This window comes from Frondihabitans sp. PhB188, from assembly GCF_003752365.1.
GTDB lineage: Bacteria > Actinomycetota > Actinomycetes > Actinomycetales > Microbacteriaceae > Frondihabitans.
Genome location: NZ_RJUO01000002.1, coordinates 177,841 through 199,770 on the forward strand (window position 1 = coordinate 177,841; position 21,930 = coordinate 199,770).

Consider the following 21,930-nt stretch of genomic DNA (forward strand, 5'->3'; position numbering starts at 1 on the left):
GAGTGCGGACCAATGCCGGGCATCATCTCGGCAGTCTTACTATTCTACCCGATTCAGGGGTTGTATGATGCCGCGGTTCTGGCCACCCGTGCGCCGACGGCGAAACGCCTCTCGGCAGCCGCACCCGAACGCGCCAGCCACCTGCCGCATCGGGCTCGCCCGGCCTCGCCCGTCAGCCCAGGACGAGCACCAGCAGCACGACGTTCAGGCCGATGAGCGCGACCGCGGCCACAGCGGCCATTGCCGACGTCCACCACCGGTTCGCGAGGTCGCCCATGATCGCCTTCGACGCCGTGAAGATCACCAGCGGCACGATTGCGAACGGGATTCCGAACGAGAGCACGACCTGGCTGATGACGAGCGCCCAGGTCGGGTCGACGCCGAACGCCAGGAGGGCCAGCGCGGGCAGGAGAGTGACGACTCGGCGGTAGAGGATCGGCACCCGCACGTGCAGGAGCCCGTGCATGATCTCCGAGCCCGCGAAGGCACCCACCGACGTCGATGCCAGCCCGGAGGCGAGCAGCCCGATGGCGAAGAGCGTCGCGACGACCGGTCCGAGGTTGGCCAGGAGCGCCTGGTACGCGCCCTCGAGCGTGTCGGTGCCGGCCACCCCGCGCAGGGTGCCGGCGGCCACGAGCAGGATCGCGACGTTGACCGTGCCGGCGACGACGAGCGCGATCGTCACGTCGATCTTCGTCGCACGCAGCAGGCGCGGCTTCGTGACGAGCGTCCCGTCGAACCGGTCGCGGGCGAGGGCGGAGTGCGCGTAGATCGCGTGCGGCATGATCGTCGCGCCGAGGATCGACACGGCGAGCAGGACCGACTGCGATCCCTCGAACCTCGGCACGAGGCCGCCGGCGACGCTCGCCCACTGCGGCGGGGCGACGACCAGGCCGGCGCAGAAGCCCACGGCGATCAGCACCACCATCGACGTGACGACCCGCTCGAAGACCTGGGCCCGGCCGCGGCTCTGCAGCAGGAGCAGGCAGAGCGAGACGATTCCGGTGAGGAGCCCGCCGATCAGGAGCGGGATGTCGAACAGGAGCCCCAGCGCGATGGCCCCGCCGATCACCTCGGCCACGTCGGTCGCCATGGCGACGACCTCGGCCTGCAGCCAGTACGCCCGACGCACCCACGCGCCGGGAAGCCGGCGTCCCAGGATCTCGGGCAGCGAGGCGCCGGTGGCGATGCCGAGCTTCGCCGACAGGTACTGGATCAGCCAGGCGGTGGCGTTGCCCGCGATGACGACCCACACCAGCAGATAGCCGAAGAGCGCGCCCGCGGTCATGTTGCTGGCGACGTTGCCAGGGTCGAGGTAGGCGACGCCCGCGACCAGGGCGGGCCCGAGCAGAGCGACGACGCGCTGCTGCGCCGGAACTCGTGTCGCTTCGATGGTCATTCAGCCTCCGGGGTGGACTTCACAGAGTAGGGCAGGCCACCGACGCGCGAGGTGTTCCTGAGACAATGGCCGCATCATGTCGATCAGCCGCCGGGTCTTCCTCTCCGCCTCCGTGACGGGGGCGGGGGTCCTGGTGCTCGCGGCGTGCTCCGATCCGACGCCGGCGCCGTCCTCGACGCGCACTCCAGCCCCGACCGCGACACCCACGGCGACGGGCGCGCCCGGAGTGAAGCCGAGCGCCTTCCGCCGGAGCTCCTGGGGCACCGACCCCTACGCCTTCGGCTCAGGAAGCGTCCTGACCGACGCGTCGACCGACACCGACCGGCGGCGCATCGCCTCCCCCCTCGACGACAAGCTCTTCTTCGCCGGCGAGGCCGTCGCCGCGACCTACCCGGGCACGCTCGCCGGCGCCCGCGAATCAGGACTCGACGCCGCCCGCCAGGTCGCCGGCATCGCGTCCGCAGGCGAGCGCATCGCCGTCATCGGCGCGGGCATGGCCGGCGCCACGGCCGCTCGCGACCTGGCCGACCGCGGCTTCGACGTCGTCGTCGTCGAGGCGCGCCACCGCGTGGGCGGCCGCATCGCCTCCTACGAGTCCGACCAGTGGCCCATCGACGCCCAGCTCGGCGTCGCGACCCTCTCGGGTCAGGGGGCGCAGGAACTCGAGGCGGTCCTGACCGCGGGCGGCGTCACCACGGTTCCGTTCAGCGCCTCGCCGGCGGCCCGGTCCGGCGCGAAGGCCACGCCCTTCCCCGCGACGTCCGCCGTCGAGGCGGCGCTCGCCCAGGCATCGCGCTGGGCCGACACCCGCAGCGCCGAGTACTCCGTGGACGCCGCCGTCACTGGCTCGCGCGCCGGGTCGAAGCTCTCGGCGACGGCCGACGGCAGCGGCGTCTCGAACGCCGACCGTCTGGCCTTCCTGCTCGACGAGGTGCTGCCGGCCCGGTTCGGCCTGGACCCCGACGCGCTGTCGGCGCGCGTGCTCGCCGAGGCGTCGGCTCCGGGCGACTCCCAGCTCGTGACGAAGGGTTTCGCGGCCTACGTCGCCACCCTCCTCGAAGACCTCGACGTGCTCCGAGGCAGCAACGTCACCCAGATCGACTACGGCAACCAGGGGGTCGGACTCCGTCTCGTCACGGGCGAGTCGCTGTCGGCCGATCGCGTCATCTCCACGATCCCCCTGGGCGTCCTGAAGCAGAAGAAGATCGTCTTCGAGCCCGAGCTGCCGGTGGCCAAGCTCGATGCCATGGACCGCCTGGGCGTCGGCGTCCAGGACGTCCTCTGGCTGCGCTTCGACCAGCGCCTGTGGTCGACCGATGCCACCGTCTGGGCGATCCTCGACGACTCGGCGACCTACCGCCTCTGGCTGAACCTGGAGCCGTCGACCGGATTCCCGATCCTGGTGGCGCTCATCGGGGGCGACGACGCGATCGCCGCCGAGAAGCTGTCGGACGGCGACGCCGTCGCACAGGCGATGTCGGACGTCGCGGCCTACCTCGACGTCGTGCCCGCGACGGCGTCCCCGACGCCGTCGGCCACCCCCGCGCCCTGAGGTGCGGCGGGGCCGGGAGTTCCTGCGCCCGGTCTGCGGTGTCTCGTCAGGTGCCACGGGCGCGCGTGGCTCAGGCCGATGAGCGCCGACGCGACCGCCAGGAAGATCACGAGCACGATCGCGTTGTAGAGCCGGAACTGCTCGGGGCTGACCTGCGCCGGGTCGAGGAAGAAGTAGGGGTACCAGCGGACGTCTCGGCCGCGCTCCAGCGTGAAGAAGCCCCAGACGAGCGGGAACGGCAGCACCAGCCAGAGGGTGCGCCAGCGCACCGGCGTGCGGCCGGGCGCCAGCACCCAGTCGAGCAGCACGTAGCCCGAGAGCCAGAAGTGCAGCACCTGGCTCGACGTCGGGAACGCCAGGGAGTAGTGGTGGGCCGCCGACTGCGTGACGATCACGCCGAACACGATCCCCGAGACGATCACGTAGGTCGTGACGATCGCGTGGACGACGGCGAACCAGCGCGGATCGAGGCGGCCGCGGAAGGTCAGGACTCCTGAGACGGCGAGCACCGCGACGTTCGCCATGGCGCTCTGCTGCGTGAAGTAGCTGAAGTAGTTGACGGTCGCGAACGTCGAGAACCCGAGGACGTACTGGAAGTTGGCGATCAGAGCAGCGACGGCGACGGCGGCCGCGACCAGGCGGAGGAGCCCGGAGATTCTGAAGTCGAGGGAGGTTGTCACCGCACCACCCGCCTCTGCTCGACCGCGCTTCGCATCCGAACGAGAGTACCGAGATTGCCGCAGAGCGGCGTTCAGGACGGCGAGCGCTCCTCGTCGGCGTTGAACCGCTCGAGGCCCGCCGCGAGGTCGTCGATCTCGTCGTCGCTCCATTCGGACAAGCGCCGCTCGAGCTCGTCGTGGTTGGCGCGGATCGATCGGTCGAGCAGTTCGCGGCCCCGCTTCGACAGCGTCAGGAGCTGCCCGCGCGACGTCTGCTCCGCGGTCACGGCACCCACCTCGATCAGGCCGATCGCCTGGAGGTCGCCGACCTGGCGTGAGACGGTCGAGCGGTTCAGCCGCATGGCGCCGGCGATGTCGATCGCGCGGCACTCGGGAGTCCCGTCGATGAAGTTGAGAAGCGTGTGCTGCACGAGAGTGAGCGGCTCGGCGGTGCGGCGGCTGCGAGCGGAGGCACGGCGCGAGATGGTCTGCAGCTGCGTGTAGACGGCCTGCATTCGATCCTCGCGTCGGGTGCTCACGCCCACGAGTTTAACGATCGGGTGTACTCTACACCTGTGTTGCATTATGCAACACTATGACTTCGCCGCTCGACGGCGCACCCCTCCGCTGCAGAAAGGACCCCGTGTCCACACCGACCCACGCCCTCCGGGAGGTCGCCCTCCGCCCGGGCCACCCCCACTCCCACCGCCTCCCGGAGGCGCCGAGGCCGGCCCGCCCCGGGCCCCGCCTGTTCTTCGGCACGCCCGTGGCCGTCTTCAAGGCGTTCGGCGTGGCGATCCTGGTACCGCTCTTCCTCGGCGCGGGCATGACGCTCGCCTACCTGGGCGCGTTCCACCAGCCCACCCCGCACGACCTCCCTGTCGCCGTCGTCGGCACCAGCGCCGAGACCAAGGTCTTCGCGCAGACGCTCAGCGACGGCGCGGACGGCCAGCTCGCCGTGCGGACCGTGGCGTCCGATCAGGAGGCCCGACGCCTGATCACCGACCGCACCATCACGGCCGCCTACGAGGCGAAGGCCGACTCCGCGACTCTCCTCATCTCGTCCGCCACCTCCGAGACCACCGCCGAGGTGACGCAGAAGGTGTTCCTGCCCATCGCCTACGAGCAGAAGCTCCCGTTCACGGTCGACGACGTGGTCCCCGCCGCCCAGCACGACTCCACGGGCCAGGGACTGTTCTTCCTGCTCGTGGGGCTCAGCGTCGGCTCGTACGCCACCGCCGCGGCCGTCGCCGCCTTCGCCTCGCGCCTGGGCATCCGGTGGTCGCTCGTCACGGCCGGCGTCATGTCGGCCGTCATCTCAGGCATCGCGGTCACCGTCGCCGGCCCTATCTTCGGCGTCCTCGGCCACTTCGTCTGGGCCACCTGGCTGCTCGGCTGGCTCTACTCGGCGGCGATCGTCCTGATCGGCGTCGGCCTGCACCCGGTGCTCCGCCACTGGACGACGGCCGCGCTCACGATGCTCTTCGTCATGTTCAACTTCACGTCGTCGGGCGGCATCTTCGCGGTGCAGCTCATGCCCGGCTTCTTCGCCGCCCTCCACGGCTTCTGGAACGGCGCCGCCTGGCTCGACGCCGTCCAGACCCTTCAGTACTTCTCAGGACAGTCGTTCGGCTGGGACGTCCTGCGCCTCGGCATCTGGGCCGCCGTGGGCCTCGCGCTGACGCTGGTCACGCACCTGGCGAGCCGGCGCCGCACCCGCCTGGCCGACGAGCGGGTCGCCATGCGCGAGGAGGAGCAGGTCGTCGCCGCCTGACCCCGGAGAGAGGCACGGACGCAGGAACTCCGCCCGGCTGGAGCGCGCCACCCGGTGGCGGGCGCCTCGGCCGCGCGGAGTTCCTGCGCTGGTGACGGGTTCAGCTGGAGAGGTCGTAGACGGTGTAGCCGCCCACGGTCTTCGCCGTGTAGTTGGCCGCGACCCAGGCCGCGATCTTCGACGCCGACGACGACGAGCCCGTGCCGCCGCCCAAGCCGCTGCCGCCCGAGATGTAGTAGCCGATGTCGCCGGACTTCACGTACGCCTCGAACTCGGCGAGGGTGGGCGTCGGGTCGTCCGACCAGCCGCCGATCGCCATGACCGCCTGGCCGCTCGACAGCTCGAGCGTCGCCGCGGACTGATCGTTGTCGATCGCCGCCGCCCAGCGCGCCGTGCTCTTCTTCAGGAGCGTGTCGAGCGCTGTCGACGACGCGGCGCCGGAACTGCCGGACCCCTGCGTCGAGGTTCCCGAGTCGGCGGTGCCGCTGTCGCTCGTCCCGTTGCTCGTGCCGCTCTCGCTGCCGCTGCCGTCAGTCGTGCCGCTGCCGCCGCTGGCCTCGCCGCCGGTGCTGGCCTCGCCGCCGGTGCTGCCGCTGCCGCCCGGGGGCGTGCCGCCGAAGCCGCCCGACGGGGCCTCGCCGCCGCTCGGGGCCTCGCCGCCGCTCGCACCGCCGCTCGGCGGGGTGCCGCCGCCCGTGCCGCCGCCCATCCCGCCGCCGGTGCCGCCGCCACCTCCGCCACCGCCGAAGCCGGAGGTGGTGGACGACGATCCGACGCTCGGGATCGAGCCGGTGTGGCCGACCGACGCCGTCGCCAGGGCGTAGGCGCCCGACCCGCCGAGGGCGAAGAGCGTTCCCGTCAGGACGGCTGCGACGGTCACGCGGTGCCAGGCCGCGATCGACCCGACGACGAGCGCGATTCCTGACACGACAGCACCCGCGACCACCACCCACTTGAGCCAGGGCAGCCAGGTGGCGTTCTCGGACAGCAGGTGGAACGACCACGCGCCCGTTCCTGCGACCGCGACAGCGAGGCCGAGTCGGCCGACCCACGTGGTGCGCATCCGCCAGAGCAAGGCGCCGCCGGTGCCGACCAGGCCCGCGATCGCCGGGGCCAGGGCGACCGTGTAGTACGGGTGGATCGTGCCGCTGGTGAAGCTGAAGACGAGGCCGGTCACGACGAGCCAGGCACCCCAGAGCACCAGGCCGGCCCGGACCGGGTCGAGGCGCGGGCGCCGCCCGGCGACCACGATGCCGAGCACCAGAAGCAGCAGGGCCGCCGGGAGCAGCCACGAGATCTCAAGGCCCATCTCGCTCGAGAACAGCCGATTCAGGCCGGTCGATCCGCCGAAGGAGCCGCCGGCCGTGCCGCCGGTGCCACCGCCGCCCCCGTTTCCTGATCCCGAGCCGAAGAAACGGCCGAGGCCGTTGTAGCCGAAGGCGAGCTCCAGAACGGAGTTGTTCGTCGAGCCGCCGATGTAGGGGCGCGAGTCGGCCGGCCAGAGCGCGACGATCGCGACCCACCAGCCGGCGCCGACGACGACGCCGACCAGGGCGCCGAGCACGTGGAGAAGGCGCTTCCGCAGGAGGGTGGGCGCTGCCATCAGGTACACGGCGGCAAACGCAGGAGCCACGAGCAGGCCCTGGAGCATCTTCGTCAGGAAGGCGAAGCCGAGCACGAGTCCGGCCGCCGCCAGCCACTTCCAGCTCGCCCGGGGCAGGGCGCGCACGACCAAGTAGGCCGCGAGCGTCATCAGGAGCACCAGCAGGGCGTCCGGGTTGTCGAAGCGGAACATCAGCGCCGCGGCCGGCGTGCACGCGAGTGCGAGTCCGCCCACGAGGGCCCCCGCCGCGGACAGGCGCGGACCGAGGGTCGCGAGGCTCCGACGCACGATCGCGAACACGAGGGCGACGCTGGCCACGCCCTCGAGCGCCTGCGGCACGAGGAGGCTCCACGAGCTGAAGCCGAAGATCCGGGCCGAGATGCCCATCACCCAGAGCGAGGCCGGCGGCTTGTCGACGGTGATGAAGTTCGACGAGTCGAGCGACCCGAAGAACAGCGCCTTCCAGCTCTTCGAGCCGGCCTGCACCGCGGCGGCGTAGAAGCTGTTGGCGGTTCCGCTCTCGGAGAGCCCGACGATGTACAGGAGGGCGGTCGCGATCAGGAGCGCCCAGAGGCTCGGCCGCACCCAGACGGGGTCGGCCTTCCTGCCGAGGAGCGCCCGGGCTGCGAGCGTGCGGTCCCGCGGGGCGGCGTGCCCGGCGATAGGTCCGGCGTGTGCGGTCATGGGGAGTCCTTCTCAGGTCGAGTGGACTCTGAGGATCGCTCCGGGCGCTATGCGCCTCCTATGACCGGGCGATGCGCCTGCCCAGCGTTGCCGGACAGGCGCATCGGTGTTGCGAGACGGCGACTGGCGCGTCGCCGTTCAGGAGGGCTGCGTTACGCGGCGGCGACCTCGGTGGTGGCCGAGACGAGCTTGTCGACGACCTCGCTCAGCTGGCCGACGACCTCGGCGTCGTCCTTCGGGTGCGTCTCCGCGAAGCGGACGACCGAGCCGGGGATCGCGAGCTTGACATCCTCGAGCACCTTGGCGCCGGTGATGCCGAAGGCCTTGCGGGTCTCGTCCTGAGCCCAGACGCCGCCGAACTGGCCGAACGCGGAGCCGATGACGGCGAGGGGCTTGCCGACGAGAGTCGACTCGCCGAAGGGGCGCGAGGCCCAGTCGATGGCGTTCTTCAGGCTCGCGGGGATGGTTCCGTTGTGCTCGGGCGTGACGACGAGCACGGCGTCCGAGGCGCCGATGGCGGCGCGGAGCTTGGCGGCACCCTCGGGCACGGCGCCGTCGACGTCGATGTCCTCGTTGTAGAACGGGATGTGGCCCAGGCCCTCGTGGATCGTCAGCGTGACGCCCTCGGGTGCGACCTGCGCGGCAGCTTCGGCGAGCTGGCGGTTGGTACTGGCGGCACGGAGGCTTCCCACGAGGACGAGGATCGAGGTGTCGGACATGTTTTCTCCTTCAAGAAACGAATTGGATACGAACGCATAAGTCCGCACCCGCCAACGCTATTCCCGTTGCCCGTGACGTAGGGTCATAATCGGCAACACGTGATGTGAATTTCGGCATTCCGAAAAGGTTTCGCCCCGAAAATCACTGTGACACGGTGGTCTCTGCGACGGGCAACCGGCCCGGTCGCGAGTGACCGAGAGAGCCGCCGTGCCCGCACCCCTGATCAGGCGAATCGTCCTGTGTCTCCTCATCGCCTCCCCCGCCATCGTCTTCCGGGTGACCGGGTTCGCGCCCCACCCCGTCGTCGACCTCCTCGTCTTCGGCGGCGCCGTCGTCGCCGCGTCGTTCATGCTCGCCTGGGCCGCCGAGGCCGCCCAGAAAGACATCTCGGGCGCGCTCGCCATCGCGATCCTCGCGCTGATCGCCGTCCTGCCCGAATACGCCGTCGACCTGTACTACGCATTCCGCTCAGGATCCGACCCCGCCTACGAGCAGTTCGCCGCCGCGAACATGACCGGCTCGAACCGCCTGCTGCTCGGCTTCGGCTGGCCGCTCGTCGTCTTCGTCGCCCTCTTCGCCGCCCGCCGTGCCGCAGCCTCCCGCCGCGCCTCAGGCACTGTCGTGCCGAAGTACCTCGACCTGCCCGGCTCGTCGCGCCTCGACGTGGGCGTCCTCGCCATCGTCGCGGTCCTCGCCTTCGTCATCCCTGCGAGCGGCGAGATCGCCCTCTGGTTCGGCGTCATCCTGATCCTGATCTTCGGCGCATACCTCTGGAAGGCCGGCCGGGCCGCCGACGACGGCGAGGAGGACTTCGTCGGCACAGCCGCGCACATCGCGAACCTGCCCGCCCCGCGGCGCAAGGTCGTGTTCGTCGGCATGTTCGTCGTCTCGGCGGCCATCATCCTGTCCAGCGCAGAGCCCTTCGCCGATGCGCTCGTGCAATCAGGGTCGAGCCTCGGCATCGACAGCTACTTCCTCGTTCAGTGGCTCGCGCCGCTCGCGACCGAGGCTCCGGAGTTCATCGTGGCCGTCCTGTTCGCGCTGCGAGGCCAGGGCGCAGCCGCCATCGGAACGCTCATCGCCTCGAAGATCAACCAGTGGACCCTGCTCGTCGGATCCCTCCCCATCGCCCACGCGCTCGGCGGCGGCGGTACGGCGCTCCCCCTCGACGGACGCCAGATCGAGGAGTTCGTCCTGACCGCGTCGCAGACTGTGATGGGCGTCGCGATCATCGTCGCGCTGCGCTTCCACCGCTGGGCCGCGATCGCGCTGGTCGCCCTATTCGCCGTGCAGTTCTTCGTGACCGACGAGACCGGCCGATACGTCCTGAGCGCCGTGCACATCGTCGTCGCGATCGTCGCCCTCTGGATCCACCGACGCGACATCCTTCCGACGATCACGGCGCCGTTCCGCACGTCGGCCGCCCTTGCGGAGGGCCCCGCCGAGCGCGAACTGGAAGGCGCGGGCAGCCGCTAGCGCGGCCCCTCAGAGCGCCGCCCCTCGCGTTCCGGCCCACGATCAGGACTCCGCGCCACGAGATCCGTTGGTGCGGAGTCCCGATCGTGGTTTCGCGGGGGTGCCCGGTGCGCCGTCAGGCGAATCGCACCGGTGCGGCCCGGGCGAGGGGGCCGCGCGGCGCCGACGCGCCAGAATGCCTGAGTTGCTCGAGGGCACGCGCGCAGGATCTCCGGCCAGCCCTCAGACAGCCACCCAGATGGCGCCGGCGGCGACGTTCGCGAGCTCGACCGCGTTGCCGTCGCCGACCGCGACGGCGAGGCTCCCGGCGAAATCGTGCCGCTCGACGACGCGGACGCGCGTGCCCACCGCGACCGCCAGAGTGTCGAGGTAGCGGAGGAGGGCGGGGTCGTGGTCGCTGACCCGGACGACCGTGCCCTCGGAGCCGTCAGGGAGTTCCTGCAGTCGAATGCCCTCGGGATGCGTCACGGTGCCGTCTGCCGCGGGAATGGGGTCGCCGTGCGGGTCGTGGTCGGGAAAGCCGAGCTCCGCGTCGATCTTCGCCAGCAGCCGGTCGGAGATCGCGTGCTCGAGAACCTCGGCCTCGTCGTGGACTTCGTCCCAGCCGTAGCCGAAGTGCTCCACCAGGTACGTCTCGATCAGGCGGTGACGTCGCACGACCTGGACGGCGAGCTGTCGACCCGACCGGGTGAGGGTCGCCCGGCCGTACGGCTCGTAGTCGAGGAAGCCCTCGCGCGCGAGCTTCTTGAGGTTGCCCGAGACACTGGATGGGGCGACGCCGAGCACGGCGGCGAGGTCGTTCGTGGTGAGGCCCTCGTTCGACCACTCGTGCGACTTGAAGATGACCTTGACGTAGTCCTCGGTCATCGTTCCCAGGCGTTCTTCCGGCATCCTCAAAGCCTAGGGCGCGGTCGGCCCCGCCGGGTCGGTCTGTCGGTCACGCCGGCGGGCAGAAACAGCTCGGCCCCGCCGAGTCGGCTCACCCCCGCCGTCGCGACGGAGGGAGTGTGCCGATTCGGCGGGGCCGAGCGAGATCGCCGGCGGCTCAGTGCGCCATCGGCACCGGCGCGCCCTCGACCACCGGCGGCTTGCGCACGAAGAACGCCGCCGCGATGGACAGCAGCGAGACGATGGCGCCGGCGAAGAACGCCATCTGCACGCCCGCCGCGGTCGCGTCGACCTCGTTCGCCCCGTCGGAGAGTCCCGACGCGATGCCGGTGGAGAGCAGGGTGACGAACAGCGCCGTGCCGACGCCCGCCATCACCTGCTGGACGGTGTTCAGGATCGCGCTGCCGTGCGAGTACAGCTCGGGCTTCAACGAGCCGAGCGACGACGTGAACAGCGGGGTGAAGGTCATCGCGAGGCCGATGCTCAGGATCACATGGACGACCGGGATCATGTAGACCGGGGTGTCGGCATGGAGGGCCAGCGCCATGGTCCACAGCGCTCCGCTCACGAGGACGGAGCCCGTGATGAGCAGCGCCGTCGGGCCGAACCTGTCGAACAGGCGGCCGACGACCGGCGACAGCACGCCCATGACGATGCCGCCGGGAAGCAGCAGCAGGCCGGTCTCGAGCGTCGGGAGGTGCAGCACGGTCTGCATGTAGATCGGCAGGATGATCAGGGTGCCGAAGAGCGCGATGCTCGAGACGGCGATCATGGCGATCGAGATCGAGAAGTTCTTCGTCAGGAAGGTGCGCAGGTCGAGCAGCGGGGAGCCGCCGCGCGCGAGGCGCGTCTGACGCAGGATGAAGAGGGCGAGAGCGACGACGCCCACGGCGACCGGCACGAGCGGCGGCACCGGCTGGGCTGAGCCGGCCGCGGCCTCGCCGACACCCGACAGGCCGTACAGCAGACCGGCGAAGGCGAACGCCGACAGGATCACCGAGAGCACGTCGAGCGGCACCTTGCGGGGCTCGGTGACGTTCTTCATCTTGACGGCGCCGAGGATCAGCGCGGCGATGGCGATCGGCAGGACGATGATGAACATGAAGCGCCAGCTCAGCGCGCTCAGGATGATGCCCGAGATCGTCGGGCCGATCGCGGGCGCGACCGAGATGACGATCGAGATGTTGCCCATCGTTCGGCCGCGAGCGGCCGGCGGCACCAGCGTCATGGCGGTCGTCATGAGCAGCGGGAGCATGATCGCGGTTCCGCAGGCCTGGACCACGCGGGCGATCAGCAGGATCGAGAACCCCGGAGCGATCGCGGCGATCAGCGTGCCGACGCTGAAGAGCGTCATCGCCATCAGGAACACCTGACGGGTGTGCAGCCGCTGCAGCAGGAAGCCCGTGATCGGGATGACCACGGCCATCGTCAGCAGGAAGCCGGTGGTCAGCCACTGGGCGGTGGCGGCGGAGACCTTCAGGTCGATGATGAGCGTCGGCAGGGCGACGCTCATGATCGTCTCGTTCAGGATGACCACGAAGGCCGAGACGATGAGGAGCCCGATGACCACGCGGTTGCGGGCCGCGTCGTCTTTCGAGAGGGCTGCCGGATCGTGGGCAGGAGTCGAAGCGGTGGCGGCGCCGGCGAGCGGCGTGGAGCGAGTGTCGGTCGTCAAGAGTGAATCCAGTGATCGTGATGGGCGCCGAGGGTGACTGCGGGGCGCTGGCCGCATGAAGGGTCGAACGTGGTGGTTCGGTCAGTATTCCCTCACCCGCCGACATTCACCAGCGGTTCAGGAGAACCCGGTGCCCGCCTCACGGCGCGCACCGGGTTCAGGCCTGAGGACGTCAGACGAGAGAGCCATCCGAGGCGAGCTCGACATCCGCCTCGAGCGGGGTCTGAGTGACCGAGGTGCCGACGTGAAGCTGGAACGCACCGGCCTCGTGCTGCCAGCCGGCATCCCAGTGGGCGAAGGCGCGCGCAGGAACGTCGATGACCACCGTCCGGGTCTCCCCCGCCGCGACCACGACCGGCGCGAACCCGGCCAGCCATCGTGCGGGGCGCTCGACGGCGGACTCGCTGCGAGAGAGGTAGGCCTGCACGACCTGCTTGCCCTCGCGCGCACCCGTGTTCGCGACGTCGACCGAGACCGTGAATCCGCCGTCGGCCGCCGCGGTCGCCGTGAGCCCGTCGAGGTTCCACGTCGTGTAGCCGAGCCCGTGCCCGAACTCGAACGCCGGGATGCGTCCGGCCCGCAGCCACGCCCTGTAGCCGATGTGGATTCCCTCGTCGTAGGCGACGAGGCCGTCCTTGGGCGTGACGTCGAGCACGGGCACGTCACTCAGGGTCTCCGGCCACGTGGTGGGGAGGCGCCCGCCGGGCTCCGCAGCGCCGAACAGCAGGTCGGCGAGGGCGTTGCCGTACTCCTGGCCGCCGAAGTAGGTCAGCAGGAGGGCCTTGACGTCGTCGTGCCAGGGCATGACGACTGGCGAGCCGGAGTTGACGACGACGACCGTGTTCGGGTTCGCGGCGAGGACGGCGCGCACGAGGTCGTCCTGACGACCGGGCAGGTCGAGGTCCTTGCGGTCGAAGCCCTCCGACTCGACGCGCGAGTTCGTGCCCACGACGACGATCGCGACGTCGGCGTCCGCCGCCGCGGCGACCGCCTCCGCGATGAGCGCCTCGGGGTCGGAGTTGTCGGCCTCGAGGCCCGCAGTGATGCCGAAGACACCGGCCATCGAGGCGTCTCGGGTCTTCATGTCGAACTCGACCGTCAGATCGACGGGCTCTCCTGCCGCGACGGTGAGCGGCGTGACGATCGACGGCGGGGCCAGGAGGCTCGCGCCGAGGTCCATGCCGCCGGTCTCCTCCGAGGTCTCCTCGTGCACGAGCTCGCCGCCGACGAGGATGCGGCCGTGGCCGACCGCCGCGAAGCCGAACAGCACGTCGCCCGAGCGGGTCGGGGTCCACGTCATCGACAGCTCCATGCGGTGCGAGGTGTCGATCGGGGCGTCGCCGCCGAAGTAGACGAGCGCGGTGGCACGGCGGTCCTCGCGGAACATCTCCGTGCCGTCCTCGTCGAGGAAGCGCACCAGCATGCCGGGCTCGGACGTCGACGGGTTGACGATCTCCTCGAGCGGGAGCTCGGCGATGCCCTCCTGCACGACGGCGCCGATCGAGTAGGTGACCTCGGCGTCGGGGAGCGCGGCGGTCAGGCCCTCGAGCGGCGTGACGATCCTCTCGGGGAGGACCGTCGCACTGCCGCCGCCCTGGGTGCGGGCCTGCAGGCCGTTGTGCCCGACGACCGCGACCTTCCTCAGATCGGCGGCGGCCAGCGGGAGGGTCCCGTCGTTGGACAGCAGCACGCTGCCCGCGGCCTCGGCCGTACGGGCGAACGCGATGCCGTCCTCGGCCGAGACGGGCGCGGCCTGCACGGGGGCGAAGCCCTCGAGCGCGCCGACGCGGGCGGCCAGGCGCAGGATCCGGATCACCTTGCGATCGATCGCCTCCTCCGACACCTCGCCGGCCTCGACGGCGGCGACCAGCGCCGCGCCCCACGGGCCGTCGGGCCCGGGCATGACGAGGTCCTGCGACGCCTTCGCGCTCTCGACCGTGCGGACGGCGGTCCAGTCGCTGATCACGACGCCGTCGAAGCCCCACTCCGAGTTGAGCGGCGTCTCGAGCAGTTCGCTCTCGGTTGCCGTGGTGCCGTTGATCGAGTTGTACGACGACATGACGAGCCAGGCGTGCGCCTCGGTGATGCTCTTCTCGAAGGCGAGCAGGTAGAGCTCGCGCAGGGCACGCTCCGAGACCTCGGTCGAGGCCGTGAAGCGCTCCGACTCGTAGTCGTTGGCGATGTAGTGCTTGGGCGTCGCGCCGACGCCGTTCGCCTGGACGCCCTCGACGTAGGCGGCGGCGAGCTCGGCCGTCAGGACCGGGTCTTCCGAGAACGCCTCGAAGTGGCGACCGCCCAGGGGCGAGCGATGCAGGTTGATGGTCGGTCCGAGCACGACGTCGACGCCCTTGCGGCGAGCCTCGACGGCCGAGGCGGCACCGTAGCGGGCGGCGATGTCGCGGTCCCACGACGACGAAAGCGCAGTCGCCGACGGCAGGTTCAGCGACGGCGACCGTTCGTCCCAGACCTCGCCGCGGACGCCCGAGGGGCCGTCCGACACGAGGATGCGGCGCAGGCCGATCTTCTCGATGGGCCAGGTGTTCCAGAAGTCGCGACCGGTCAGCAGCTGGACCTTCTCCGGGAGGGTCAGCTTCGCTGCCAGTTCTTCGAGACGCGCGGTCTCTTCGGCGCTGTCGTACATGTGTGACTCACTTCCTGAATGACGGACCTCCCGTCGACCATACCCCTAAAACCTACCGACGGTAGGTAAGTACTGTGCGGCTAGGGTGATCCCGTGACCAACGACGCTCCACCCCGCCGCTACGCCAAAGGCGATGCGCGCCGGCGCGAGATCCTCGCCGCCGCCCTTCGCGTGATCAGCGAGCGCGGCTACCGCAACTCCTCGCTCCAGGAGATCGCCGACGCGGTCGGTCTGACCAAAGCCGGCGTCCTCCACTACTTCGACTCGCGCGAAGGCCTCCTCGCCGAGGTGCTCCGCGAGCGCGACGCGGCCGATTCGGCCGACTTCACCCCGACCGACGGCGACGTGGTCGAGCTCCTGAGCGGCGCGGTCCGGCACAACCACGAGGTGCCCGGACTCGTCGAGCTCTACTCGCGGCTCGTCGTCGAGAGCGAGTCGCTCGAGCACCCCGGCCACGCCTACATCGGCGAGCGCTACAAAGATCTCGAGACCCGCGTCGGCGAGGCCATCCGCCAGCGGCAGGCCGCAGGAACGGCGCGCACCGACATCGACCCCGCCGTCGCCGCGCGGCTCCTGATCGCCGTCAGCGACGGCCTCCAGCTGCAGTGGATGCACGACCGGACCATGGACATGACCGAGGCGTTCGACGCGGCGGTCGCGCTGCTCGCACCTCCGGCGGCGTCCTGAGACGGCGGCGGGGCGCAGGAACCCGAGTTCCTGCGCCCCGCTCTGGTCACATCAGAGGGACCGGCGACCTGGATCAGGCCGGCACGTAGTTGAACTCGTCGGGGTTCGGGCCGGTGCGCTCGTCCTTGTTGCGCATCGAGATGTCGGTCATGTCGATGTCGGAGAGCTCGAAGTCGAAGATGTCGAAGTTCTCTTTCACGCGCGACTCGGTCACCGACTTCGGGAAGATGATGTCGCCACGCTGGATGTGCCAGCGGAGCGTGACCTGAGCGGGCGACTTGCCGACGTTCTCGGCGATGCGGACGATCGTCGGGTCGTCGAGCACGAGGCCCTGTGCGATGGGCGACCAGGCCTCGGTCGCGATGCCGTGCTCAGCGCCGAAGGCACGGAGGGGCTCCTGCGTCAGGTACGGGTGCACCTCGATCTGGTTCACGGCCGGGGTGACCGTGGTCTCGTTGGCGAGGCGACGGAGGTGGTGCTCCTGGAAGTTCGAGACGCCGATGGAGCGCGAGCGGCCCGAGGCGTAGATCTCTTCGAGGGCCTTCCAGGTCTCGACGAAGTCGCCGACGCCGGGGAGGGGCCAGTGGATCAGGAACAGGTCGATGTGGTCGAGGCCGAGAGCCTCGAGCGTGCCGTCGAACGCAGTGAGGGCGTCGTCGTGGTCGTGGAAGCCGTTGTTGAGCTTCGACGTCACGAAGATCTCGTCGCGGTCGATGCCGGACTCGGCGATCGCCTCGCCGACCTCTTTCTCGTTGCCGTACATCTCGGCGGTGTCGATGTGGCGGTAGCCGACCTCGAGCGCCTTCAGAGTGGCGGCCTTCGTGTCGGCGGGCTCGATCTGGAAGACGCCGAAGCCGAGCTGCGGGATCGTGCGGCCGTCGTTCAAGGTAATCGTGGGGACTGCTGAATCGGTCATGGATCCATCGAACACCCCTCGCACTGGTGTCATTCCAGGTTTGACGACACCTAACGAGCCTGGTAACTTGGTCGATGGTGTTCTGAGACGAACCATCTACTCGACTCGCACCCGCACCGACTCGTACTGCTCCTCCCGGGGCACATTCCACCGAGTCCATCCCGTCAGACTTCACAGGCTGACACCAGCACGCCGACACTCGGCGTGTGCGACACACCTGCCTTCCCAGGCCGATCGTTCACCGCGATCCACCCGCCTGGGGGCCGCTGCTCGAAGAGAGCAGAGCCCTGAACAGCAGAGCGTCGCCACCACGCATCGAAAGACCGCACCATGACACAGACACTCAACCTCATCCGCATCGGCGGCACCGTCACCACGGCGCCCGCCCTCACCCACGACAACCTCGTGGAGTTCGTCGTCGTCGACGACAGCTCCCGCGAGTTCCTCGTCCGCCTTCCGCTCGCCGACCTCGGCTCCGAGGTCGCCCCGGGCGCCCACGTCCAGGCCACCGGCGCCGAGGGCTGGGTCGTTCCGGGCCGCACCTGGCGCGACGAGCCCAGCCGCACCATCCTCCAGGCGCACGAGGTGCAGCTCGGCCACCTGGCCTTCGCGGCCTAGTCGGCTCCTGCCACCAACGGCGCCCACCCCTCGGGGTGGGCGCCGTTCGTCGTCGATGCAGGAGATCCGCCCCGCGGCGTCGCTCCCCGCAGTGGCGCTCCCCTGCCGCGCCGCTTCGCTCAGCGCCGCTCCCCCGCCAGCCCGTGCTCGTACGCGAAGACGACCACCTGAATGCGCCCCCGCAGCCCGAGCTTCGACAGCACCGCGCGCACGTGCGACTTCACCGTGGCCTCCGTGACGTACTGGTCGCGGGCGATCTCGGCGTTGCTCAGGCCGCGCGCCACCAGCATGAACGTCTCGCGCTCGCGGGCGGTGAGTCCGGCGAGCGCGTCGTCGCCCCGCTGGGGGACGACGCCGGCGGCTGCGAGTTCCTGCACCAGCCGAATCGCCTCCTCCTCCGTCGGCGCGGGCGCTCCGGCGGCAGCGGCCCGGATGGTGCCGAGCACGACGTCGGGCTCGGCGTCTTTGGTCAGGAAGGCGTACGCGCCCGCTGCGAGCGCAGCGTAGACGGCTTCGTCCTTCCTGATGGTCGTGAGGGCGATCACGCGAGGCGATCCGTCCAGGGGAGCCTGGCGCAGGATCCGCCTGGTGGCGTCGAGCCCCGACATGACCGGCATCCTGAGGTCCATCAGCACCACGTCCGGCGCCTCGCGTTCGACCAGCTCGAGCGCGGCCTGCCCATCGAGCGCGGTCCCCACGCAGACCAGGTCGGGCTGGGCCTCGAGCAGCATGGCCATGCCCGACGAGAACAGGCGCTGGTCGTCGACCACGGCGACGCGGACGGGTACGGCGGCGCGGGTCGCCCCGGCCGGGCTGGCTGCGGCCGTGTCGGCTGCGGCCGTGCTGGCTGCGGCCGGGCTGGCTGCGGCTGGCGTCACTGCGGACTCAGGCATTCTGGTGCCCCCGCGCGAGGGATCGCACCGTCGGCACGAACGCCGTGACCGCGAAGCGCAGGGTTCCTGACTCGTCGGCCGGCGCCGCGGGACCTGCGCGGAGCCATCCGCCCGAGAGCCGGGCTCGCTCCTTCATGCCGGCGATGCCGATGCCGGTGGGCGAGGGCTCCACGAGCGCAGCCTCCCCCTCCGAGAGGACCTCGAGGCCGAGGCCGTTCTCGGTGCGGTCGAGCACGACGACGACGCGCGCCGACGACCCCGCGTGCTTGAGCGCGTTGGTGAGGCTCTCCTGCACGATCCGATAGACCGCGACCTCCTGCGCGGAGGTGAGGGCGACGCCGTCGCTCGCACCGCTCTCCTGCAGGTCGATGCGCATGCCCACCTGGCGCATCTGGTCGACCAGCTCGGGGATGTCGTCGACGCCGAGCCGCGGCAGGATCACGTCACCCTCGCCCTGGATGCGCTCGACGAGGTTGCGGACGTCGACCAGGGCGGCCCGCGCCACCTCGGTCACGGTGCCGAGCGCCTCGGTGGCGACCTCCGGCCGGCGGGGGCTGAGGGCCGCGGCGCCCTGCGCCTGAGACACGATCACGGCGAGCGAATGCGCCAGCGAGTCGTGCACGTCGCGCGAGATGCGCGCGCGATCCTCCGAGAGGCGCAGCTCGACGTCCACGCGCTCGAGCTCGCTGCCTGACCATTCGACGTCGGTCCGGACGCGCGCGATGACCCACGAGATGCCGAACCCGATCGCCCAGGCGATGACGCCGAGCGAGATCGCGGCCAGGGCGAGAGTGAGAGCATCCGCACGCGGCGACTGGCCGGAGTCGGTCCACGACCCCCATTTGTACGGCCAACGGGCGGTCGGGACGGCGGCGGCGAACGCGAACAGGAGACCTGAGACGACGACCGTCGGCAGGGCCAGCCAGCGGACCCGGAGCGGGGCGAAAGCCGCGACGAGAAGGACCGCGTAGGCCGCGGCTGCCGACGACGGCCACGTCGTCGAGTCCGGAGGCTGGAGAAGGCCGAGCGCTTGGCAGAGCCCGACGACCAGGACGAGCCCCAGCGCGATGCGCGGCAGTCGCGCCGCCAGCCCGATGGCGATCGCGTAGAGCGAGAACATCAGGATGTTCGGCCCGAGCGGCCAGCGGCCGGACTCGGCGACGATCCAGAGGACCAGGTAGACGGCGCCGGCGGCCGGGGCCGCCGCATGTCGGAGGACGCGCAGGACTCGGAGCGTCGTCAGTCCGAAGACGGGATTGGTGGTCTGCATGGCTCCGACGGTACGGGCGAACGGGGCGGAGGACGCCTCTCGCGCCCCCTTTTCATCCCGACGGACGAGGTGACGACTCGCCTCGTCCGGCGTCTCGCCGCGTGCAACGCAGGACCATTCCCCCTACTGGGGACTGTGGTGCGGCACACCGCGGACGTAGCTTCGTCGTGGGGGTCGCCCCGTCCCGATCACCGGGGAAGGAATCCATGATGGAACGAGAAGCGCACGGACGCGCACCGATGGCGAACACGACACCGAACTCCAACACGACACCGAACTCCAACACGACACCGAACTTCAACACGGCGCTGAACTTCAACACGGCGCTGAAGACCGCGGTCGCGGTCACCCTGACCGCGGTGACCATCGTCTCGCTGAGTCTGGCGAGCGTGAGCTCCGCCGACGCCGCCACCCGCGTGACCTTCACGTCGGCCGTCCCGACCTGGGCCACCACGACCAACCTGACCAGCTCCACCTCGGCGTCGACCGTCATCGAGGGCGAGATGTACTTGAAGCTGCGCGATGCCGCCGGCGCGGAGGCGGTCGCGCGCGCGGTGTCCGACCCGGCGAGCCCGCAGTTCAGGCAGTACGTCGCCCCCCAGGACTGGATCGACACGTACTCGCCGTCGCAGGCCGACTTCGACCAGGCCGTCGCGCAGGTGAAGGCCAACACGGGCATCACCGTCACCGGCACGCCGGCCAGCCGCTCCTACATCGTGTTCCGCGGCTCGGTCGCCGCCTTCAACAAGGCGTTCGACACCCGGATGGGAACCTACTCGGTGGCCGGCGTCACTCGGATCGCTCCGCAGTCGACGCCGTCGATCACCGGCACCGCCGCGCGAATCGTCTCGGGAATCACGCTCGACCAGAGCCGCTTCGCAAAGCCCGCCGCCGTCACGCGCGGCACCAGCACCGCCAAGTCGGTGGCCGCCCTGAACGCGTCCACGCCCAAGTCGGTGACGGTCAGCACCCCGTGCTCGTCGTACATCACGCAGAACTACGCGCGGTACCCCTCGACCCACGGCACCACGAGCGTCGCCACCGCGAACTGCGGCTACACGCCTCGTCAGATCCGCGCCGCCTACGGCACCACGACGAGATCCGGGGCCGGCCAGACCGTCGCGATCGTCGGCGCGTACGCGTCGCCCACCATCACGTCGGACGTCAACTCCTACGCGGCCTACCTCGGCGAACCGCAGCTCGCCAAGGGCCAGTACACCGATCTGTCGGCAGCCAGATCGACCTTCACCGACAAGGCCGCGTGCGGCCTGCCGAGCGGCTGGCAGAACGAGCAGACCCTCGATGTGCAGGCGGTTCACGCCGTTGCGCCGGCAGCCAGGATCCTCTACGTCGGCGCATCGAACTGCGGCGGCGCCATGGACATCGCGCTCTCGAAGATCCTCGACAAGGGCCTCGCGACCATCGTCAGCAACAGCTACGGGGGCGTCGGCGAACCCACCGACTCCGATTCGGCGAACTCCGTCCAGGGCGACGTCAACCTCCACCTCCAAGCCGCCGCCGAAGGCATCGGCCTCTACTTCGCGTCGGGCGACGATGGCGACGAGAAGGCCAACTTCGGCTCCATCTCTCCTGACTTCCAGGCCTCCTCGCCGTGGGTCACCGCAGTCGGCGGCACGGCGATCGGACTCTCCAAGACCAGCAGGCGCCTCTTCACCGTCGGCTGGGGCGACACCCTCGATCCGATCTCAAAGTCGGGCGGCAAGCTGACGTACAGGCACACGCTCCCGGGCAGGCAGTTCTTCGGCGGCTCCGGCGGCGGCCTCTCGGCGATCTTCACCACGCCGTCGTATCAGGAGGGCTTCGTGTCGAAAGGACGTCGCGCCGTGCCCGACATCGCCGCCCTGGCCGACCCCTTCACCGGATTCCTGATCGGCTACCGCCCCATCACGAACAACACCACCCTCTCCACCGGCTCGTTCGGCTTCGGCGTCGTCGGCGGAACGTCGCTCGCGACACCCATCGCCGCCGCGCAGATGGCGATCGTGCAGCAGCAGACCGGCGTCCGGGTGGGATTCGCGAACCCGTCGCTCTACGCTCTGAAGAAGGCGTCGTCGACCGCCATCACCGACGTGGCACCGCGGGGGCGCAGCACCGTGCTGGCCTACTCGAGCTCCGCGTACTCGTACGCGGTCACCCTCGACACCGACTCCAGCCTCAAGACGCGCGTCGGCTACGACACCGTCACGGGACTCGGCGAGCTGGACGTCGACTCGGCAAACGACTTCATCGACCCCGCGGGCACGGGCTACTGACGGATTGGCCCTCGAACGGGGGGTCGGAGTCCGCCCAACCGCGCTTCGAACGGCTCCGAATCACCTGAGCACAACGGCATCGATTCGGGTCCTGCCGTGAGTGCACACCCCGTAAGGGCCGGGGGCGAGATGGTCGGGAAGCCATTTCGCCCCGCAGGCCCCGTCTGACGGCGGGGCGCCTTTCGAGCGCCCCGCCCCAGTC

Annotated in this window: 17 protein-coding genes; 6 read left to right on the plus strand and 11 right to left on the minus strand. The window is 70.4% G+C overall.

Going from position 1 to position 21,930, the window contains the following annotated elements; genetic code table 11:
• Positions 1–172: 172 nt before the first annotated feature.
• Positions 173–1,399 carry an Nramp family divalent metal transporter gene (locus EDF46_RS05815; protein ID WP_123505351.1) on the minus strand — a complete coding sequence of 409 codons (1,227 nt, stop codon included), beginning with the start codon at positions 1,397–1,399 and terminating at the stop codon, positions 173–175.
• A gap of 76 nt (positions 1,400–1,475) precedes the next feature.
• Here EDF46_RS05815 and EDF46_RS05820 point away from each other — a divergent pair, with 76 nt between their 5' ends.
• On the plus strand, positions 1,476–2,951 hold the full coding sequence (locus EDF46_RS05820) for an NAD(P)/FAD-dependent oxidoreductase (protein WP_123505352.1): 1,476 nt from the start codon (positions 1,476–1,478) through the stop codon (positions 2,949–2,951).
• Here EDF46_RS05820 and EDF46_RS05825 read toward each other — a convergent pair.
• Positions 2,891–3,631: a Pr6Pr family membrane protein gene (locus EDF46_RS05825; protein WP_123505353.1), complete on the minus strand. Its 741-nt coding sequence runs from the start codon at positions 3,629–3,631 to the stop codon at positions 2,891–2,893. The genes EDF46_RS05820 and EDF46_RS05825 overlap by 61 nt on opposite strands.
• A 71-nt stretch (positions 3,632–3,702) precedes the next feature.
• On the minus strand, positions 3,703–4,149 hold the full coding sequence (locus EDF46_RS05830) for a MarR family winged helix-turn-helix transcriptional regulator (protein WP_158614166.1): 447 nt from the start codon (positions 4,147–4,149) through the stop codon (positions 3,703–3,705).
• A 104-nt stretch (positions 4,150–4,253) separates the two neighbouring features.
• On the opposite strand from EDF46_RS05830, the gene EDF46_RS05835 reads away from it, so the two are divergent.
• Positions 4,254–5,384 (plus strand): ABC transporter permease, encoded by a 1,131-nt coding sequence (locus tag EDF46_RS05835; RefSeq protein WP_123505355.1) that lies wholly within the window; start codon positions 4,254–4,256, stop codon positions 5,382–5,384.
• A 100-nt stretch (positions 5,385–5,484) separates the two neighbouring features.
• Here the strand turns inward: EDF46_RS05835 and EDF46_RS05840 are convergent, their stop codons facing one another.
• Both EDF46_RS05840 and EDF46_RS05845 read right to left on the minus strand, forming a co-directional pair.
• Complete coding sequence (locus tag EDF46_RS05840) at positions 5,485–7,671, minus strand: glycosyltransferase family 39 protein (protein WP_123505356.1); 2,187 nt, start codon at positions 7,669–7,671, stop codon at positions 5,485–5,487.
• Positions 7,672–7,823: 152 nt separating this feature from the next.
• Complete coding sequence (locus EDF46_RS05845) at positions 7,824–8,390, minus strand: NAD(P)H-dependent oxidoreductase (RefSeq protein ID WP_123505357.1); 567 nt, start codon at positions 8,388–8,390, stop codon at positions 7,824–7,826.
• 208 nt (positions 8,391–8,598) lie between these two features.
• Between EDF46_RS05845 and EDF46_RS05850 the strand changes: the two genes are divergently transcribed.
• Positions 8,599–9,867 (plus strand): sodium:proton exchanger, encoded by a 1,269-nt coding sequence (locus tag EDF46_RS05850; RefSeq protein WP_233579899.1) that lies wholly within the window; start codon positions 8,599–8,601, stop codon positions 9,865–9,867.
• Positions 9,868–10,089: 222 nt separating this feature from the next.
• Here the strand turns inward: EDF46_RS05850 and EDF46_RS05855 are convergent, their stop codons facing one another.
• The 3 genes from EDF46_RS05855 to EDF46_RS05865 all read right to left on the minus strand — a co-directional run bounded on the left by EDF46_RS05855 (position 10,090) and on the right by EDF46_RS05865 (position 15,071).
• Positions 10,090–10,758 carry a metal-dependent transcriptional regulator gene (locus EDF46_RS05855; RefSeq protein WP_123505358.1) on the minus strand — a complete coding sequence of 223 codons (669 nt, stop codon included), beginning with the start codon at positions 10,756–10,758 and terminating at the stop codon, positions 10,090–10,092.
• A 154-nt stretch (positions 10,759–10,912) separates the two neighbouring features.
• Complete coding sequence (locus EDF46_RS05860) at positions 10,913–12,487, minus strand: MDR family MFS transporter (protein ID WP_123505359.1); 1,575 nt, start codon at positions 12,485–12,487, stop codon at positions 10,913–10,915.
• Between the two features lie 115 nt (positions 12,488–12,602).
• Positions 12,603–15,071, minus strand: a complete 2,469-nt coding sequence (locus tag EDF46_RS05865; RefSeq protein ID WP_123505360.1) for a beta-glucosidase — start codon at positions 15,069–15,071, stop codon at positions 12,603–12,605.
• A gap of 93 nt (positions 15,072–15,164) precedes the next feature.
• On the opposite strand from EDF46_RS05865, the gene EDF46_RS05870 reads away from it, so the two are divergent.
• Positions 15,165–15,758 carry a TetR/AcrR family transcriptional regulator gene (locus tag EDF46_RS05870; protein WP_123505361.1) on the plus strand — a complete coding sequence of 198 codons (594 nt, stop codon included), beginning with the start codon at positions 15,165–15,167 and terminating at the stop codon, positions 15,756–15,758.
• A 73-nt stretch (positions 15,759–15,831) separates the two neighbouring features.
• Here the strand turns inward: EDF46_RS05870 and EDF46_RS05875 are convergent, their stop codons facing one another.
• Positions 15,832–16,674 (minus strand): aldo/keto reductase, encoded by an 843-nt coding sequence (locus EDF46_RS05875; RefSeq protein WP_123505362.1) that lies wholly within the window; start codon positions 16,672–16,674, stop codon positions 15,832–15,834.
• A 330-nt stretch (positions 16,675–17,004) separates the two neighbouring features.
• Between EDF46_RS05875 and EDF46_RS05880 the strand changes: the two genes are divergently transcribed.
• Complete coding sequence (locus tag EDF46_RS05880) at positions 17,005–17,292, plus strand: hypothetical protein (RefSeq protein WP_123505363.1); 288 nt, start codon at positions 17,005–17,007, stop codon at positions 17,290–17,292.
• A 119-nt stretch (positions 17,293–17,411) separates the two neighbouring features.
• Here EDF46_RS05880 and EDF46_RS05885 read toward each other — a convergent pair whose 3' ends face one another.
• Both EDF46_RS05885 and EDF46_RS05890 read right to left on the minus strand, forming a co-directional pair.
• Positions 17,412–18,185: a response regulator transcription factor gene (locus EDF46_RS05885; protein ID WP_123505364.1), complete on the minus strand. Its 774-nt coding sequence runs from the start codon at positions 18,183–18,185 to the stop codon at positions 17,412–17,414.
• Positions 18,178–19,455 (minus strand): sensor histidine kinase, encoded by a 1,278-nt coding sequence (locus EDF46_RS05890; RefSeq protein WP_123505365.1) that lies wholly within the window; start codon positions 19,453–19,455, stop codon positions 18,178–18,180. Before EDF46_RS05890 ends, EDF46_RS05885 begins: the two co-directional genes overlap by 8 nt.
• 209 nt (positions 19,456–19,664) lie before the next feature.
• Here EDF46_RS05890 and EDF46_RS05895 point away from each other — a divergent pair, with 209 nt between their 5' ends.
• Entirely contained in the window at positions 19,665–21,728 is a 2,064-nt protein-coding gene (locus EDF46_RS05895) for a protease pro-enzyme activation domain-containing protein (protein ID WP_233579900.1), read from the plus strand.
• The last annotated feature ends 202 nt before the right edge of the window (positions 21,729–21,930 follow it).

Bases quoted from the DNA above. Each gene is read 5' to 3' on its own strand.
- EDF46_RS05895 (WP_233579900.1), top strand. From the start codon at position 19,665: ATGGAACGAGAAGCGCACGGACGCGCACCGATGGCGAACACGACACCG.
- EDF46_RS05865 (WP_123505360.1), bottom strand. From the start codon at position 15,071: ATGTACGACAGCGCCGAAGAGACCGCGCGTCTCGAAGAACTGGCAGCG.
- EDF46_RS05885 (WP_123505364.1), bottom strand. From the start codon at position 18,185: ATGCCTGAGTCCGCAGTGACGCCAGCCGCAGCCAGCCCGGCCGCAGCC.
- EDF46_RS05880 (WP_123505363.1), top strand. From the start codon at position 17,005: ATGACACAGACACTCAACCTCATCCGCATCGGCGGCACCGTCACCACG.
- EDF46_RS05820 (WP_123505352.1), top strand. From the start codon at position 1,476: ATGTCGATCAGCCGCCGGGTCTTCCTCTCCGCCTCCGTGACGGGGGCG.
- EDF46_RS05875 (WP_123505362.1), bottom strand. From the start codon at position 16,674: ATGACCGATTCAGCAGTCCCCACGATTACCTTGAACGACGGCCGCACG.
- EDF46_RS05890 (WP_123505365.1), bottom strand. From the start codon at position 19,455: ATGCAGACCACCAATCCCGTCTTCGGACTGACGACGCTCCGAGTCCTG.
- EDF46_RS05840 (WP_123505356.1), bottom strand. From the start codon at position 7,671: ATGACCGCACACGCCGGACCTATCGCCGGGCACGCCGCCCCGCGGGAC.
- EDF46_RS05855 (WP_123505358.1), bottom strand. From the start codon at position 10,758: ATGCCGGAAGAACGCCTGGGAACGATGACCGAGGACTACGTCAAGGTC.
- EDF46_RS05860 (WP_123505359.1), bottom strand. From the start codon at position 12,487: ATGCGGCCAGCGCCCCGCAGTCACCCTCGGCGCCCATCACGATCACTG.
- EDF46_RS05815 (WP_123505351.1), bottom strand. From the start codon at position 1,399: ATGACCATCGAAGCGACACGAGTTCCGGCGCAGCAGCGCGTCGTCGCT.
- EDF46_RS05845 (WP_123505357.1), bottom strand. From the start codon at position 8,390: ATGTCCGACACCTCGATCCTCGTCCTCGTGGGAAGCCTCCGTGCCGCC.